Origin of the sequence: Streptomyces sp. NPDC002701, assembly GCF_042889045.1 — a bacterium.
Taxonomy (GTDB): domain Bacteria; phylum Actinomycetota; class Actinomycetes; order Streptomycetales; family Streptomycetaceae; genus Streptomyces.
The window spans coordinates 59,210-75,153 of the sequence record NZ_JBIAQL010000022.1 but is presented as its reverse complement, the minus strand read 5'-3'; the positions used below and the strand labels follow the sequence as shown (position 1 = coordinate 75,153).

The following is a 15,944-nucleotide window of genomic DNA, read 5'->3' as shown; positions in this document are numbered from 1 at the left end:
CACACCGCGGTCCGGCTACGCCTCTCCGCGGGCGTAGCCGGACATGAAGGGCCGCCTGGCCATACCCGGCCCGGGCGGCCCGAAGTGCCCCGTTGCCGTCGATGCGAGCACCGATGGCTCCTCCGGCATGGCGGGGGGCCTCAGGACATCCGTCACGTGCGCCACGGGCGGATCGCGCTGGCGAACCCCTCGCGCGACGATCTGACAATGTCCGGTCATGTCAGCGCACCATGACGAGCGGCAAACCAGATGACCGGTAGTTTCGGACTATTGGTGCGATGCGAGTTCTTTTGAATGTGGAGCGTGGCGTGGTGAAAGAACCGGTGCACATCGGACGGCATCCGTCGGCCCGGCCGGACCTGGAAAGGCTGCTGGGTGAGGTCGCGGGCGGAGACCAGGAGGCATTCGCTGTCATCTACGACGCTACGGTCTCACCGGTCCTGGGAGTTGCCCATCGTGTGCTGCGCGACCAGGCGCAGTCCGAGGAAGTAGCCCAGGACGTGCTCGTGGAAGTATGGCGGACCGCGGCTCGTTACCGGCCCGAACGCGGTACGGCCATCAACTGGATCCTCACCCTTGCCCATCGGCGGGCCGTGGACCGGGTGCGCTCCGTGGAGTCCTCGATCGCACGGGAGCACAAGGCCGCGCTGCTGGACCACACACCAGAGTACGACGAGGTCACCGAACAGGTGGAGGCACGCTTCGAACGTGAGCAGGTCAAGCGCTGTCTGCGCACGCTCACCGACATCCAGCGCCAGTCGGTCACCCTGGCCTACTACCGAGGACTGACCTACCGCGAGGTGGCCGAACTCCTGGCCCTTCCCCTTGGCACCGTCAAGACCAGACTCCGCGACGGCCTGATCAGACTCCGGGACTGCCTGGGAGTGAGCGCATGAAGACCACCGACCTGCACACCCTCACCGGAGCGTACGCACTCCAGGCACTGAGCACGGAAGAAGCAACCGCCTTCGAACGCCACCTCGCCAGCTGCGAGGCGTGCACGCAAGAGGTACGTGAACTGAGCGAGACCGCCGCCCGCCTGGGCATGGCCGTATCGCTCACACCACGCCCCGAACTCAAAGAGCACGTCATGCGGCGCATCAGCGCAGTCCGGCAGGAAGCCCCCCGACTCCTCCTGTCCACTCCCTCGCCCAGGACGCGCCTGCGTACCCACCGCGTCTCCCGATGGGCCCTGGCTGCCTGTCTGGCCGCTGCGGCCGCCCTGGGCGGCACCACCGTCTGGCAGCACGAACGCGCCCAGGACGCCAGCGCACGGGCCGAACGCACCGAACAGCGTGCCGACTCCCTCGCCACCGTCCTGGCCGCACCCGACGCCAAGACCCGCACCATGCATTTCGCGGACGGGGCCACCGGAACGGTCATCGTGTCCAGGAGCCTCGATCAGGCAGCCTTCGTCACCGCGGGACTGGCCCCGCCCCCGGCCGGCAAGGTGTACGAGCTGTGGTTCAACGACGACGGCACCATGCGAGCAGCAGGACTGGTGAACGTCGATCGTGCGGCTACCGCCGTCCTGATGCGCGGGAACGTCGGCGGCGCGTCCGGTATGGGTCTCACCCTCGAGCCTGCCGGCGGCTCCACCAAGCCGACCTCCTCACCGCTGGTCCTCGTGCCGTTTCCTGCCTGAGACCGCGTAGGAGTTCCGACATGGGACGGTCGGTCGTGCCTCGACCCATGAACCGTGATCGCTCCCTGGAGGAGCTTGAGCGCGACCGCTGGCCGGCCCCCCGTCGGGCGGTGAAACGCGGTTGATGGCGACCGTGCGTGAGCTTCGGCGTAAACCGATCGGCGGCCTGACCGTCGAGGGCATGCGGCTACTGCTGGGCAGGACGTGGGCCTTGCCCACCTCCTGCCCTTGGCGGTCGAGGTCCGACGGATCAACCCACTGGCGGAAGGCGACGTGTACGAGGGCGATCTGCTGGCCGCCGTGCTCACCGGCGTGCGAAGGTCTGGACCGAGTGTCCCGAACTTGAGCGGGATGTCCGCCTGATCGTCTCGGAGCTGGCCGATGTGCCACCCGGGATGGGACGTCCCGAGCACGACGGGGACGCAGGAGTCATGATGCCCAACGGCCGCATCTCCTCCGCAGGACGGGCCTTTGCCCAAGCAGCGCCTGCATATCGTGGACCGGGCCCTGCTCGGTACGTGGGCAGCAGGCCCATGGCCGCTGTGGGAACTGCTGCAAGCAGTTCCTCCACCACGACGGTCTACTCCTTTTGAACTGAACAGCGGCGTGGCAACGGGGCGGGGGCCTGTCAGCGAGCACCAAGGTTTCGCTGAACACGTCGGTCGTCATGGAGTCTCCAGCCTCGAATTCGGCCGGGGATGTCAGCGCGGCCCCGGTCTTCCTGGCCGGGGCCGCGCTGACGTCGTCTCGTGGTCCTCCAAGGAGTGGAGGCTATGGCCGCGCCATCGCGGATGTGTCATATGGCTGGTCGAACGTCTGGCGTGTGGCTTCTTGTGCGGCGTGCCGGATGGCTTCGATGGTGGGTTCGGTGCGCCGTCGTCTGAGCCAGGCGAGGGCGGACGTGGAGGGGGCGAGGTCGACGACGTCGAGGTAGGTGATGCCCGGGCGCGAGAAGTAGTCGCGGGCGGCCGAGGGGAGAAAGCACATCGCTTCGCCGGAGGCCACCGTGTGCAGCAGTGACTCCATGTCGGTGACCACCGGCCCGTAGCGAACGCGGCTGCCGTCGGGGCGGGGGTCGACTGCCCAGTAGTTCCACCACAGCCGCGGCACCTGCTCGGGCATGTTGACCACCGGAACACCGGCCAAGTGCGCCAGGGTGAGCCGGGGCTCGGTGGCCAAGGGATGGTCGGCGGGAAGGCAGGCCACGCGCGGTTCGGTGGCCAGGTGGTGCAGTTCGATGCCGTCGGTCACCGGTGGGCGCAGGAAGACCACGTCGGCTTCTTGCTGTGCCAGCGCGGCCATGTGATCGCCGAAGCCGAGGTTGACCAGTTGAACGGCAATGCCGGGATGCCGGTCTTGCAGCAGGCCGAGGACGGCACGGGTGTGCGCCATGGAAGCCTCGGCTCCCATGGTGCCCACGACGAGCTGTCCGGACGCCTGCCGCAGCTGCGCGTCGGCAACGCGCTTGAGCCGGTCGACAGCCGCGACTGCGGCCCGAACCTCGGGCAGCAGGGCCCGCCCTGCCTCGGTCATAGTGATCGTCCGGTTTGCGCGCTCGACTACACGCACCCCCAGGCGTTTCTCCAGCTCTCTAATTTGCTGGCTCAGCGCCGGCTGTGTGATGAATAGGCGTTCGGCGGCACGCCTAAAATGGAGTTCCTCACTCAGCGCGAGAAAGAGCCGCAGTTGATGAATGCTCGGCTCTTTCGGCGTGGACATTCCCACAAAAACGCCCCCTTCGACGGCCTGAAAAGGCATCATAACCATTATATTATCACCTGCAGGGATTGTATACCTTCGTTCCGATAACATCCCCACGTCCACTGTGTGATAGTCAACGGGCCGTCACTCGGTCCCCTCAAACGAAAAACCGAACGCCTATGCAGAAAAATAAGAATCGGAAGACGCGGCGGAACTGAGGGTCCGGCTCCCCCGTCACGAGCATGGGCCACCGGGAGCTGTGCGGCCCGCACGGCACCGCCGAGAACAGCCCGGACGGGGAATGGACGGACCGCACGTATGACCGGCCCAGATAGCAGGACTGTGCGCACAGTGACCTGTGGTGCGCGGTCTTCCGGAAGGACGTGGGGAGCAACAGCGGCTTCATCAAGGGCACCCAGCCGCTGTGCGGGAGGCCAGGCATCTGACCTACCCACCTCGCTTGCCGGCCCCTCAACACGCGTGCGAGCTGGCAGTGGTGGGCGATCACTGATAGCTCGGTATGTGAGGGCTTGTCAGTCTACTGGCGGCCTGATCTCCCTTCGTTCGGAACGGCGGCCAGGCGGTAGCCGCCCCCATGGTGCGGGGCGCCGCTCACTTGGTCGTGACATGCGCCTTTCGGAGAGCACTGAAAGTCCTGGCATGTTCGTTCACCGATGAATCTCTCTGGTGACGTGAGCCCGGTTGCACCGGAACCCGCCCATCCGCTCTCCCTCGCTCACTCCCCTCCTTCACGCCCCATGCGAGAGGACTTCATGCGCAAGGCCGTGATCAGCTTGCTACTCGTGTCCGCCGTCATCACCGGCTGTGACAGTGCCCAGCACTCCCCGGCGAGCACGGAACGCCAGGAAGGCGGCCCCGCGCGGCAGTTGACCGATGCCGAGCAACTGCGGATCTCGGACGCGCAGCAACGCCTGCTCGGCAGTTGCATGCGGCGACAGGGCTTCGAGTTCTGGGAGGCCGAGCGGCTCACCCTGGCGCAGAGCCGCACCCTCGGCTATGTGCTGGACGACGTTGGCTGGGCTCGTATGTACGGCTACGGCAGCCGCCTCCAGGCCGAGGAGGCCGCCGCCCGCGCCGCCAACCCCAACCTCGCCTACCGCAAACGTCTCTCCGAGCAGCGCCGCACGGCCTACGACGAGGCGCTCGACGGCGGGATCGACGGGCCGAGGCTCAGCGTCGAGATCCCCGGCGGCGGCACGGTGCGCAGGCGCATGGGCGGCTGCGCGGCCGAGTCCGAGAAGAAGCTGTATGGGGATCCCCGGGAATGGTTCCGCGCGGAGAAGGTCTCCAGTCACCTCCGTTCGCTCTACGTCCCCAAGGTGCTGGCTGACCTACGTTTCGTGGCGGCCAGGAGGACACATGCGTAAAGCCGTGTTGGGTCTGTTCGTGGCACTGGCAACCGTGCTCGCAGTAGCACCACTCGCCGGCGCCAGCGCCGACCAGAACCCCACCGTCGCCTGCTGCGGCAGGCCACCCGGCCAGACGTAAGGGACACTCACCGCCAGCTCGATCCTGCATGACGGCTCCGCCGGCGCATGTGCCGGCGGACCCTTTTCATCGTGTGGACGGGAGGCTGCACTCACACCCCCGCCAGTAACACTCCTCCGGCCGACCGGCTGAACCGTCCCGGCATGACACCCCCTCGCGCAGATCGCGGCCGGCTTCGGTATCTCTGTCGGCACCGCCCCCGCCTATACGGCCGCCGCCATCAATCTGCTCGCCAGCCGCGCGCCTGGCCTTCTGCGTGTCCTACGCGAAGCCGACCCCGACTACGTGGGTGCTCGCAGCCGGGCCCCGATGCAACTACGCGGGACCCGGCCAGGCGGTGGCACTCAGTTGGGCAGCCGTACAGTCTCGCCGGTGGATACGGGGACGGACATGGACGCGGACGTGGAGACGGACACGGGAACGGGCTCTGCCTCAGGACGAGCGGCGGAAGGAGAGGAGGGCAGAACTCTTTGCGTCATGTCCGGCGCCGCTACGCGCCCACGCCCATGCGCTCGGCCTCGTCCGGCCAGCCGGCACCCCAGGCAGTCGGGGTGGCCCGCACGAGCGGCGCGGTCCCGTACCCGCCAGCTCCGCTCGGCCGGCGGCCGTATCCCCGACGGCTTGCCCCAGCCCGCGAGATGCAGCCCCCAGGTCACCAGCACGCTGAGCCCCGTGATTCCGAGCCCCGACCACAGCGCGGGGCCGGACCCTAGGCACATCCCCGCTCCGGCCGTCGACAGCCCCAGAACAGCCACCGCGCACCCCGTCCAACCCGCCAGGGTGTGCCCCTCTTCATAGTGATGCCCGCTCACGTGCCTACCTCCGGCCGACCGACCTATAGAATCGCTTAGCTACTAAGGCAATTTATCTTACACGCTAAGGGATTTCCAGATGTCGGACGGCGGCAAGACGAAGGGCCAGGGGTCGGAGGACGGGACGGAGGACGCTCCACGCCCTGCGGCCACGCCGCCGGAGGCCCTGTCGGCGATGGACCACCTCATCGCCACCAGCATGATCGCCCAGCAGGAGATGGCGCAGCGTCTGGGCCTGAACGTCTCCGACCTGACCTGCTTCGGCTACGTCCTGGAGGCCGGTGAGAACCACCCCACGGCCGGCGACCTGGCCCACCGCCTGCACGTCACCACGGGAGCGGTGACCGGCATCGTCAACCGCCTCGAACGGGCGGGTTACGTGACCCGCCTTCCGGACCCGGCCGACCGCCGCCGCGTGCGCATCGCGGCCCTACCCGCAGCGGTCGCCCGCGTCACCGCCCTTTACGGCCCCTATTACGCCCGCCTGGGCGAGCAGTTCGCCGACTACTCCCCCGCCGAGATCGCCGTCCTCAATGACTGGTTCACCAGGACGAACCGGCTGATGACCACCTACCTCGACGAACTCCGCGAAGGCGCGGCCCCCTGAGCCACCCCCCGCCGCGCGAACCAAGAAACGTTGGGGCCGACGCTACGACCGGGCATGCCCACGGATGCCGAGCCACGGTCCCTGCACGCAGCAGCCCGGAAGCACGCCCCGCATAGGTTGCTGCGCAACGGGCACGTGCCGGGCCGGCGCGGTGACATGCGGGAAGTGGCGAGCGGACGCCGACGGAGGTCAGTGCGCCGGCCACGGCCGCGCGGGCGCTCTCCTCCGCGTTCGCGCTCGCCTCTCTGCGCACGTCGGCGGTCCCCGCCGTGTTCGTCACCCGCGCGGGCGGAGCGGGTGCATTTGACGCGAGGTTGCGCCGACGGCCCGATGCCGCGAACGGACGAGCGCGTCCGACACGATCGCGGCCTCCTCGACCGTGGGCCGAATGAGCTCCATGGTCGCCTCGTTGACGTGCAACCTCATCCGAGCGTTCCGGCCGCCGGGTCGCGCCCTCGGTCGCGTGCCGGCGTCGTTTACCCCTGCGGCCTCCCTACCCTCCGGCACACCTTTTTGATCTTCGCGCCCACACCTCGGTAGACACCACGGTGGATCAGGGCTAGCTTAAAGCAACGTTCAGTATCTTTAAGGAGGTGAGCGTCTTGGAGTCCACCTACCAGCGCGCCCCGGGCCACACCATGGTGTCCGACAACGACTGGGTGCCCGTCTGGCCCATCACGAACTCCGGGGGATCCCGGTGACCACTGCACCGAACACGGTCAAGGTCGGCGAGATCGAGATCGCCTACGCGGAGTCCGGTGCCGGCGAACCGGTGATTCTGGTGCACGGCGGCGAGAGCACCCATATCCAGTACGACACGTTCCGGCCCCTGCTCGGTGACGGCATCCGTGCGATCGCCTACGACCAGCGCGATTCCGGAGCGTCGGTCAACCCACCCCACCCCTACGGCATCCCCGACCTTGCCGAGGACTGCGCCGCGCTCATCAGGGGACTGGGGTACGAACGAGCGCACCTCTTCGGATCTTCGTTCGGCGGCTTCATCGCCCTGCAGGTCGCAGTGTCGGTGCCCGACGTCGTGCAGTCTTTGACGATCGGTGCCACATTCTCTGACGCCTCGGCCCTGCAGGCGCCTGTGGCCTCCGAGATCGTCGCGCTGTCGCCGTCGCAGCGCGATGCCCAGATGCTCGCCTTCGCCCTGTCCGAACGCGGGCAGGCGGACGAGAAGACGGTGGCCGAACTCAAGAAGATAGTGGTCCACCGCTCACCGGAGGCGGATGCGCGACGACTGGCCGCGATACCAGGCTTCGACCTCACCGACCGCCTGCCCGAGATCACGGCCCCCACCCTGCTCATTTACGGTGAGGACGATCCTGCAGCTCATCCCGAAATCGGACAGAAGATTGCCGACGCGATCCCTGAGGCGAGGATGGAGGTGATTCCGGGGGCGCGTCACGGAATCACGATGGAGTTCGCACAAGAAACTGCCGGGTTACTCCGCGATTTCGTGCTCGCCCACCCGTCACAGCCAGCGCGGTAAGTGTCCCGCCCCTCATCACTGTTGTGGAGTACGTATGCACATTCTTGTCTCCGGCGCGGGTGTCGCCGGTCTCTCACTCGGACGTGTCCTCGGAATGCGAGGTCATCGCGTCACGATCGTCGAGCGGGCCGATCGGCTCCGGGGCAACGGTTCGCCCATAGATGTCCGCGGCGATGCGATCCAGGTAGCCGGAAAGATGGGCATCCTGCCCGCGGTCCGCGACGCGCGTATCCGTATGACTGAGCAGGTCCATTTCGTCGACGAGAACGGTACGGCCATCGGCCGGTTGCCCTCCGATATCGGCGATTCGTCCGACGACATCGAGATCGCCCGCGAGGACCTGTCCCGGATCCTGGCTGACGCCCTGCCCGACATCGTGGACCTGCGGCTGAGCGAGTCGGTGAACTCGATCGCCGAGCACGACGACCGAGTGGACGTCGTATTCGCTTCCGGCACGTCGGAGAGCTTCGATCTCGTCCTCGGCGCCGACGGTATGCACTCGGCGGTGCGACGGCTCGTGTTCGGCCCGGAGCAGGACTGGATCCGGCATCTCGGCCTCTACGTCGCCATCATCGACATGCCCGGTGAAGCCGAAGCGGAAGCCGAGCGGATCAATCCCATGTACAGCTATCCCGGGCACCTGGCCGGCATCGCCCGGTTCAAGGACAAAGCTATTGGTCTCTTGATGTTCGCGTCAGATCCCATCGACTACGACTACCGCGACATCGAAGCGCAGAAGAAGATCCTCTTCGACCGCTTCGCCGGGTGTCGATCGTGGAAGGTTCAGACGATCCTCGACGCGGTGCGCGCCGATCCCAACATCTACTTCGATTCGGTCAGCCAGATTCATATGCCCACCTGGCACCGGGGCCGGGTCGCGCTGGTGGGCGATGCCGCCCATTGCGCATCCCCTCTCGCGGGCCGCGGCACATCCCTGGCACTGACCGGGGCTCAGTTCCTCGCCGAGGAACTCGAGCGTGCGGATGGAGATCACGTCCTTGCGTTCTCGCGATACGAGGACCGCCAACGGCCTTTTGCCGCATTCGCCCAGGGTACGGTCGAGGGTGGTGGTGCACTTCTCGTTCCACCTACTCAAGAAGCGATCGCCGCACGGAACAAGCTTCTCCAGCCAGTCACGGCCGGTCAGTAGCGCCTCGATGGGGCCTGGTACCGCATCCCCCCGGCCGCTGATGTGTGTGACGCTGCCGACGAACTCGCCGGATCGGCGATTCCAGACCCTTGCCGCTGGTTGGAAGACGACAGCGAAGCACTCGCCGGTGGCAAGCGGAACAGGCAGCGCTGGCGGCAGGCTACGTGCGGGCCAAAGGGCAGCAGGATGCGGTGCGCGAGTCGGTGCTGCGGCATCGGGCCCCACGGTTCGCCGACTTTCGGTTCAGACAAAGTCCGGATGGTTCCGATCCGAGGTCGTGAAGGGTGTGACCTTCGGCCGCAATGCGTATCGGGACGAACGGAGCATCGTCGATTTTCCCGTCAGGGTGCCCAGGACCGAGCCTCCCTCCCCGTCATAATTCGCACCGTCCCCGGACGACGAAGCCGTTGCTGTCGCCGTAGGCAGCTACCGGGACGGGAGCCAACACCACCAGATCGCAGCGCATGACAGAGCACAACTCCCGGATGCCGTCGAACGCGTCCTGCACGACGGCCGCTGAGTCCGCGACCCCGATGGCCGGGCACAACACCTCGCTGGCCCTGCTCGGGGCGTGGACGTTGGTCGAGCTTTGACCAGGCACGGCGATGTCCGACATCGCCGCGGCTTTCGTCGCCTACAAGCAGAGCCAGCGCCCGAAGGCAGCGGCCAGGAAGTCCGCGCGGGACAGGGTTGACCTCTCGGGTCCCCGCCACCTGGGAGGCAATCGAGGCGCGCACCACCCGGCGCAGCCGCTGTAGGGTTCCGTTCGTGACCGCGGACGAAACCACGCCAGAGCCGGGCCGCCGTCCGGGCGGGCGCACCGCACGTGTACGGCGTCGGATTCTCGAGGCCGCCGCCGAGCTGATCGCCCGCGACGGGTTCGGCGGGCTGCACTACGGCCAGGTCGCCGAGCTCGCCGGGGTCAGCAAGGCCAGCGTCTACCGCAACTGGCCCGACCGAACGACCCTGCTCGCCGATGCACTGGCCTCCTTCAGCGCCCAGGCGGCACCCCTGCACGACTCCGGCGACATCGACGCCGACCTCGTCGACTTCCTCGAAGCCCTCGCCGGCGCCCTGTCCAGCCCGCAGGGCCGGGCACTGCTCAACGTCGTGGGCTCGGCCCACGACAACCCCGGCCTGCGGGCCATCGTCGATGAGGCGTTCGCTCAGCGCCTAGGGAGGCTGCGCCAGCGGGTGGACGCGGCGATCGAGAACGGGGAGCTTCCAGTAGTCGATTGTCATCTTCTCGTCGAGATGCTCAGCGGTCCGGTGCATGGACTGGTCAGCCGGGGCGCGCGCGAGTTCACGCGAGCAGACGCGCAGCGGATCACTGCGATCGTGCTCGCGGGTGTACGCGCCACCGCCGCTCACGACGGCACCCCGGACGCTGCGAAGTCCGAGGAGCGGCCCGACACAGACCACGAGACGCGGCCGATACACAGTTGAGCCCAGGCGGAGGCACGGTTCTGGCAGGGTGAGGGCCTCCCGGACCTAACTGCGGACGGAGGAGATGCCCGCTTCAGCAGCCGACGGCGCGCCCGTGCCCATATCCGCGAGCGTGACGATCCTGTTCGTGGAGGGCGACGCGGTGATCCGCAGATCCGCCACGATGGCGCTGGAGCGATACGACTACCCCGTCACCGCTGCCGCCGATGGCCTGACCGGACTCGAACTGTTTCGGGAGGGCCGACACGACCACCAAGCGCGACCTGGCCGAGCTCGTCTTCAATCTCTGACGCCGATCAGCCAACCACCCTCGGGCGGCCCGGTATCTACGCCGCGCGCTTCGCCATCGACACCTGGCCTGGGGAGGGCGGACCCGAGAGCATTCCCCCGAGGCCGCCCACCCGAGCAAGTCGCGCGCTGGGCCGTGTCGTCACATGGGGCTGAGTTCCGCCCGAGCGTTACGGCTCCTGGCGCGCTCGGCGGCGCCCCTCGGCTTCGAGGCGATGTCTTGGTCGAACGGTGATCAGTGGGTGCGGTCAGGCATCGCTGGTGTCGGTCGGTGTCGCCTCATCGAGCATGGCGAGGGTCAGCACGCTGCCGGAGATGCCCCAGCCGCCGTCGGCGACCTCTTCGACCAGCACCATGGTGTTGGTGCGGGCGCGCTCGCCATAGATCTCGACGTACAGCTCGGTGGTGCGGGTGACGATCTCCTCCTTCTGCTTCGGGGTGAGGGTCTTCTCGGGAACCTTGAAGTTCGCGAAAGGCATGGCTGGTCGTTCCTTGTCTGAGGGAGACGTACAGAGGGCTGACTGCGTTGAGCAGGCTGTCCACATGGACGCGATCAGGCCGCGGACTCGCCCTTGCTCTGCTGCGTGCTCAACGATCGACCGGTCCCCCGCCTCTAGCCAGGGCTGCAGTGACCCAGGGGTTGCCGCCCCCTGGCTACGGTCCGGCGTGCGCGCGACCATGAAGAGGTGAACCTTCCAGAACTCGGTGCCTTCCTCAGGACACGTCGCGACCGCATCCGCCCCGCCGAGGTCGGTCTGCCGCACGGCCCGCGCAGGCGCGTCCCCGGGCTGCGTCGCGAGGAAGTCGCCCAGCTGGCAGGACTGTCAGCGGACTACTACACCGAGTTGGAAAGAGGCAGCGCGAAGCACGGCGTGCAGCCCTCCACCCAGACTCTGGCCGCCCTCGCCCGAGCCCTGCGCCTGAACGGCGATGAACGCGACCACCTGTTTCACCTGGCCGAACGGCCGATCCCCCCGTCAGCACACGGACCGTCGGCACACGTGCAGCCGGCGCTTCTCGCGCTCCTGGACCGGCTGTCCGACACCCCCGCGCGCGTCATCAGCGACCTGCACGAAACCCTGGTGGAAAACGACCTGGCCCAGAACCTGCTCGGCACGTCTCCGGCACACCGCGGCCCGGCGGCGAGCTTCGTGTACCGCTGGTTCACCGACCCGCAGGCGCGCGAGAGGTACCCGCTGGAGGACCACCCGCACCACTCCCGGGTCTTCGTCGCCGACCTCCAGGCAGCAGCCGCCCGGCGCGGCCGGGACGCGGACGTCACGAAGATGGTCGCCCTACTACGCCGCCGCAGCGAGGAGTTCGCAGTCCTCTGGGACACCCACGACGTCGCGGTACGCCGCATGGACCACAAGAAGATCATCCACCCGACACTCGGCATCATCGAACTCGACTGCTACAACCTGCTCAGCGAGGACGGGCGCCAACGCCTGCTGTGGTTCACCGCGCCGCCCGGAAGCCCGGGAGCCGAGCAGCTGCAACTGCTGTCCGTCATAGGAACCCAGGACCTCGGCGTCACCGCAGCCACGGCACCGCAGAGGCCGTCCGCAGCGAAATCTTGATCGCAACGCTGAGGGGTGTGGGGCGGCCGGCTCGCATCCACCGGGCGTGTGGGTCTCAGATCAAACGCCGGTACTTTGTGGCCGGGACCCTGGAAGCCTCGCGCGTCACGGGCTGACACAACTGGGCACGGTGCAGGCCCTGCCCTCACACGCGAGGGGGAGCTTGGTGGTCAGTCCTCCGGCCCTGCCACTCGGTGATGCGAGTGATCCCAAAATTTCCGAGGGCTATCGTCGTCGTCATGACCTCGACCGTATGAGTCCGATTCGAGACTCACAATGCACAGAGATCCACTTCTCATACGCGAACGTATCGCTCGCGACCCGAGCGATGGCATGCGCGACGCGCGCGTTCACGGCCGGGGGCGTGGAAAACGCAGGGTGATGTGGAGTCCGCCGTCGTTTCCTGGTCGGGTGGTGAGTTCGGCCGCGTGGGCCCCGGCGATGGAACCCGCGATGGAGAGGCCGAGGCCATGGCCGGTGGTGCCGGTGCGGTCCTGGTCGAGGCGGCGGAAGGGCTCGAAGAGGTAAGGAATCCGTTCGGCTGGCACGTGCGGGCCGGTGTTCGTCACGGTCACGGTGCGGCCTTCGAGACGTACGAGGACATGACCGCCGGGACGGTTGTACTGGACCGCGTTGCGCACGAGGTTGGTCAGCAGATGCCGTAGCAGGAGCGGGTCGCCGAGGACGGGCAGCACCGCCTGCGCCGTGAGGTCCACCTCCACGTCTTCCTGCGCGGCCTGTGCGGCGAGTTCGGCGATCACGGTCCGGGCGGTGGACGGCAGGTCCACCCTGACGGTCTCCTCCAGGCCGCGGTCGCTGCGGGCGAGCAGAAGCAGGGAGTTGACCAGTTGCTCGGCTTCACGGTTCGCGGTGAGCAGGTCCTCGCGGACTTCGGCGAGGCCATCGGGCAGCGGGTCGGCGAGGCCCACCTGCAGGCTGGCGCGCTGGACGGCAAGGGGCGTTCTGAGTTCGTGCGAGGCGTTGGCGATGAAACGCCGCTGGCTCTCGAAGGACCTCTCCAGCCGTTCGAGCATGGTGTCGAAGGTGTCGGCGAGGCGGTGCAGCTCGTCATCAGGGCCGGTCAGGGCCAACCGCTGGTGCAGGTTCTCCTCGCTGATACGGCGGGCCGCTTCGGTCATCGAGGCGACGGGGCGCAGTGCGCGCCCGGCCAGCCACCAGCCGAGCAGCCCGGCCAGCAGCGCCATGACCAGCAGCCCGACGCCCGACCAGAGAACAGTCTGGCGCAGGGCGGTGTCCTGGACGGCCTGGACGGTCCAGTCGATCTTCCGGATCATGGCGAAGTCCCCGTCGTCCCGGCTCCGGGTGGGCCCGAGTCCGGTGGGGTGCACGGGTTCGTAGGACGGCTGGGGGGTGGGGGTCATCGACGTGTTCCCGTACGCGACGGCGATCCCCTCGACCTGCCGGGCCGTTCCGTGCCGCGCGAGGACCACCACGAAGGCGAGCAGTGCCACGCCCGTCAACAGGAAGAGCGTGGATATGGCCGCGGCCAGGCGGGCCCGGAAGGGGAGCCTGCCGAGGAGCGTCCGCGGGGTCAGTCGCACAGCCGGTATCCCTGTCCCTTGTCGGCGGTGATGAGGCCGGCGTCGCCGAGTTTGCCGCGCAGCCGGCTGACGGTGGCCCGGACCGCGCTGGTGCGCGGGTCGAGGTTCTCGTCCCAGAGGGTGCGGACGATCTCGCGGTGGGACACCGCTGACCCGCGGGCCTGCAACAGCAGGTGAAGGACCGCGAACTCCTTGGGTGTCAGCTCCAGGGAGCGGCCTTGGACGGACACCTCACGCCGCGTCTGGTCCAGGGCGATGTCTCCCTGCCGCAGCACGGTCCGGGCCGGTTGGGGCGAACGGCGGCTCAAAGCCCTGACCCGGGCGACCAGTTCGGCGAAGTCGAAGGGCTTGGAGAGGTAGTCGTCCGCGCCCAGCGTGGTCAGTCCGTAGACCTTGTCGCCGATCTCCCCGGCCGCCGTGAGCATCAGGATCCGCGGTGGGTCCTCCAGGTCGCGCAGCCGCCGGCACACCTCGTCGCCGCTCATGACCGGCAGGTCACGGTCGAGGATCAGCACGTCGTAGTCGGTGAGCAGACATCGTCGCTCCGCCTCGTCCCCCGTACCGGCGATGTCGACGGCCATCGCCTGCCGTCGCAGACCGGTGGCGATCGTACGGGCGAGTACGCGATGGTCCTCGGCTACCAGAACTCTCATCGCCACATGAAAGCAAGAGCCGGATTGCAGTGGCATAAGGGTGTCGAGCGGCATGAGGGATGCCGGTGACATGGACGGATCGCGGTGGCACAAGGCTCCGGAGCCGCGCAGGCGCCGCACGGGGGCCAACCTTGTACCGGTACGGAGGCCGGACCTTATCCAGCTGTAACAGCCTTATCCGGCTGCAAAGCGCGGTCTGCTCTTCTTCATCGTCATGAACTTCGTGAAGCGCGCCGGGATGAGTCTGCGTGCCAGAAAAGCCAGGACCGCGGCGTTGTGGGGGATCTTCGTCGTCGTCTGCACCCTGCTGCTGGGCGGTTTCCTGTTGCAGGCCGCCGCCGCGCGCCAGGAGGCGGACGCACAACGCACGATCGGCGTGGACGTGACGGTCAGGGGGAAGGGACTGACCCCGGCCGTCGCGGACCGACTCGGTACGTCGGCACCGGTGAACAGGTACAACCCACTGCTGCCCGTCGAGACCGAGGCACGCGGCGCCGAACCGCTGGAGTCCGATCAGCCGAAGCCCCCGGCCACGCGCGGCGAGGACGGGGCGTGGCGTCTTCTGGCGGTGAACGGCGTGCGGGACTCCGGGATGCTGCTGCCCTTCTCCTACGGTTCGACGAGGATCACGACCGGGCGCGGGATCACTCCCGAGGACAGCGGCCGACGGGTGGCCGTCGTCGAGCGACGCCTTGCGGAGCGGAACAGGCTCACGGTCGGCGACACCATCCGTGTTTGGTCCGCCGACAGCCGACGCACCCTGCCACTGACGATCGTCGGCGTCTTCCGCGACCCGACACCGGATCCGCCGAGTTGGGCACCGCCGCAGGAACTGCCCGGCAACACGCTGTACGTACCGATGCGCGTCGCCCAGGAACTGCGTCCGGGCACAGCGGCAGCCCTCGATGAAGCGGTCTTCAGGATCGGGTCTCCGGAGCAGGCCGAGCGTCTGCGCGCCGAGGCGGAGCGGCTGCTGGGCGCGAAAACCTTCGACTTCCGCGTCAACGACCGGGCGTACAAGGACCAGGTCCGTCCGATTCAGCAGGTGGGTACGTTCGCCGAGCTGATCGTGTGGGTCATCACCCTGGCCGGTGCGCTGATCCTGGGCCTGATCGTGATGTTGCAGGTCAGAGAGCGTCGCGTCGAACTCGGTGTGCTGCTTTCGATGGGCGAGACAAGACAGAAGCTCGTCGGACAGCACCTGTTGGAGGTGGCGGCCGTGGCCCTGCCCGCCGTCGCGTTCGCGGCCCTCATGGGTCAGCTCGCCGGCCAGGAACTGGGTGACGCGCTGCTCGGGGACCGACAGCGCGAGTCCGTGACGGCGGCCGGCGCACCGCGCGCGACGGTCAAGCCACCCGCGATGGACGTCGGACCTGTGGTCCTCGGCAAGGTCGCCGGCATCGGCCTGGGCATCTCACTGGTCTCCACCGCCGCCCCCGGGCTCGTGATCCTCCGCCTGCACCCCCGCTCCATCCTCATCCAGGGCGCGTAGC

The 15,944-nt window shown here is 67.9% G+C and carries 17 protein-coding genes and 2 pseudogenes; 14 read left to right on the top strand and 5 right to left on the bottom strand.

Annotated elements, in window-relative coordinates; all coding sequences use genetic code 11:
* The first annotated feature begins 311 nt into the window (after positions 1-311).
* From ACFYXC_RS35105 to ACFYXC_RS35095, 3 genes are all read left to right on the top strand, one after another.
* Entirely contained in the window at positions 312-896 is a 585-nt protein-coding gene (locus ACFYXC_RS35105) for a sigma-70 family RNA polymerase sigma factor (protein ID WP_389556457.1), read from the top strand.
* Positions 893-1,645 (top strand): anti-sigma factor domain-containing protein, encoded by a 753-nt coding sequence (locus tag ACFYXC_RS35100; RefSeq protein ID WP_389556418.1) that lies wholly within the window; start codon positions 893-895, stop codon positions 1,643-1,645. The genes ACFYXC_RS35105 and ACFYXC_RS35100 overlap by 4 nt, the downstream gene beginning before the upstream one ends.
* Positions 1,646-1,849: 204 nt before the next feature.
* Positions 1,850-2,008, top strand: a complete 159-nt coding sequence (locus tag ACFYXC_RS35095) for a contact-dependent growth inhibition system immunity protein (protein WP_389556416.1) — start codon at positions 1,850-1,852, stop codon at positions 2,006-2,008.
* Positions 2,009-2,416: 408 nt separating this feature from the next.
* On the opposite strand, the gene ACFYXC_RS35090 is transcribed toward ACFYXC_RS35095, so the two are convergent.
* Positions 2,417-3,406, bottom strand: coding sequence for a LysR family transcriptional regulator (locus ACFYXC_RS35090; protein WP_389556414.1), 990 nt, complete (start codon positions 3,404-3,406; stop codon positions 2,417-2,419).
* 713 nt (positions 3,407-4,119) lie between these two features.
* On the opposite strand from ACFYXC_RS35090, the gene ACFYXC_RS35085 reads away from it, so the two are divergent.
* From ACFYXC_RS35085 to ACFYXC_RS35075, 3 genes and pseudogenes are all read left to right on the top strand, one after another.
* Positions 4,120-4,734, top strand: a complete 615-nt coding sequence (locus ACFYXC_RS35085) for a hypothetical protein (RefSeq protein ID WP_389556412.1) — start codon at positions 4,120-4,122, stop codon at positions 4,732-4,734.
* Positions 4,727-4,855 carry a hypothetical protein gene (locus ACFYXC_RS35080; RefSeq protein ID WP_389556410.1) on the top strand — a complete coding sequence of 43 codons (129 nt, stop codon included), beginning with the start codon at positions 4,727-4,729 and terminating at the stop codon, positions 4,853-4,855. Before ACFYXC_RS35085 ends, ACFYXC_RS35080 begins: the two co-directional genes overlap by 8 nt.
* A gap of 139 nt (positions 4,856-4,994) precedes the next feature.
* Positions 4,995-5,143, top strand: a pseudogene (locus ACFYXC_RS35075) (transposase family protein); the annotation flags it as partial.
* Between the two features lie 56 nt (positions 5,144-5,199).
* Here ACFYXC_RS35075 and ACFYXC_RS35070 read toward each other — a convergent pair.
* Positions 5,200-5,667, bottom strand: a complete 468-nt coding sequence (locus ACFYXC_RS35070) for an HGxxPAAW family protein (protein WP_389556408.1) — start codon at positions 5,665-5,667, stop codon at positions 5,200-5,202.
* Positions 5,668-5,746: 79 nt separating this feature from the next.
* On the opposite strand from ACFYXC_RS35070, the gene ACFYXC_RS35065 reads away from it, so the two are divergent.
* The 6 genes and pseudogenes from ACFYXC_RS35065 to ACFYXC_RS35040 form a co-directional block, all read left to right on the top strand.
* Positions 5,747-6,274 (top strand): MarR family winged helix-turn-helix transcriptional regulator, encoded by a 528-nt coding sequence (locus tag ACFYXC_RS35065; protein WP_389556406.1) that lies wholly within the window; start codon positions 5,747-5,749, stop codon positions 6,272-6,274.
* A 697-nt stretch (positions 6,275-6,971) separates the two neighbouring features.
* Positions 6,972-7,772, top strand: a complete 801-nt coding sequence (locus tag ACFYXC_RS35060; RefSeq protein ID WP_389556404.1) for an alpha/beta fold hydrolase — start codon at positions 6,972-6,974, stop codon at positions 7,770-7,772.
* 34 nt (positions 7,773-7,806) lie between these two features.
* Entirely contained in the window at positions 7,807-8,922 is a 1,116-nt protein-coding gene (locus tag ACFYXC_RS35055) for an FAD-dependent monooxygenase (RefSeq protein ID WP_389556402.1), read from the top strand.
* A 464-nt stretch (positions 8,923-9,386) separates the two neighbouring features.
* Positions 9,387-9,515 (top strand): hypothetical protein, encoded by a 129-nt coding sequence (locus ACFYXC_RS35050; RefSeq protein ID WP_389556400.1) that lies wholly within the window; start codon positions 9,387-9,389, stop codon positions 9,513-9,515.
* A gap of 175 nt (positions 9,516-9,690) precedes the next feature.
* Positions 9,691-10,368, top strand: a complete 678-nt coding sequence (locus ACFYXC_RS35045; protein ID WP_389556398.1) for a TetR/AcrR family transcriptional regulator — start codon at positions 9,691-9,693, stop codon at positions 10,366-10,368.
* 64 nt (positions 10,369-10,432) lie between these two features.
* Positions 10,433-10,618 (top strand): annotated as a pseudogene (locus ACFYXC_RS35040) (DNA-binding response regulator); the annotation flags it as partial.
* A 286-nt stretch (positions 10,619-10,904) separates the two neighbouring features.
* On the opposite strand, the gene ACFYXC_RS35035 reads toward ACFYXC_RS35040, so the two are convergent.
* Positions 10,905-11,135, bottom strand: coding sequence for a tautomerase family protein (locus ACFYXC_RS35035; RefSeq protein WP_389556396.1), 231 nt, complete (start codon positions 11,133-11,135; stop codon positions 10,905-10,907).
* Between the two features lie 207 nt (positions 11,136-11,342).
* On the opposite strand from ACFYXC_RS35035, the gene ACFYXC_RS35030 reads away from it, so the two are divergent.
* Positions 11,343-12,236: a helix-turn-helix transcriptional regulator gene (locus tag ACFYXC_RS35030; protein WP_389556394.1), complete on the top strand. Its 894-nt coding sequence runs from the start codon at positions 11,343-11,345 to the stop codon at positions 12,234-12,236.
* Between the two features lie 350 nt (positions 12,237-12,586).
* Here ACFYXC_RS35030 and ACFYXC_RS35025 read toward each other — a convergent pair whose 3' ends face one another.
* Positions 12,587-13,798 (bottom strand): sensor histidine kinase, encoded by a 1,212-nt coding sequence (locus ACFYXC_RS35025; protein WP_389556392.1) that lies wholly within the window; start codon positions 13,796-13,798, stop codon positions 12,587-12,589.
* The gene (locus tag ACFYXC_RS35020) at positions 13,789-14,451 is read right to left on the bottom strand and encodes a response regulator transcription factor (protein ID WP_389556391.1); all 663 of its coding nucleotides are present in this window, start codon (positions 14,449-14,451) and stop codon (positions 13,789-13,791) included. Before ACFYXC_RS35020 ends, ACFYXC_RS35025 begins: the two co-directional genes overlap by 10 nt.
* 214 nt (positions 14,452-14,665) lie before the next feature.
* Between ACFYXC_RS35020 and ACFYXC_RS35015 the strand changes: the two genes are divergently transcribed.
* Complete coding sequence (locus ACFYXC_RS35015; RefSeq protein WP_389556390.1) at positions 14,666-15,943, top strand: ABC transporter permease; 1,278 nt, start codon at positions 14,666-14,668, stop codon at positions 15,941-15,943.
* Position 15,944: the final 1 nt, after the last annotated feature.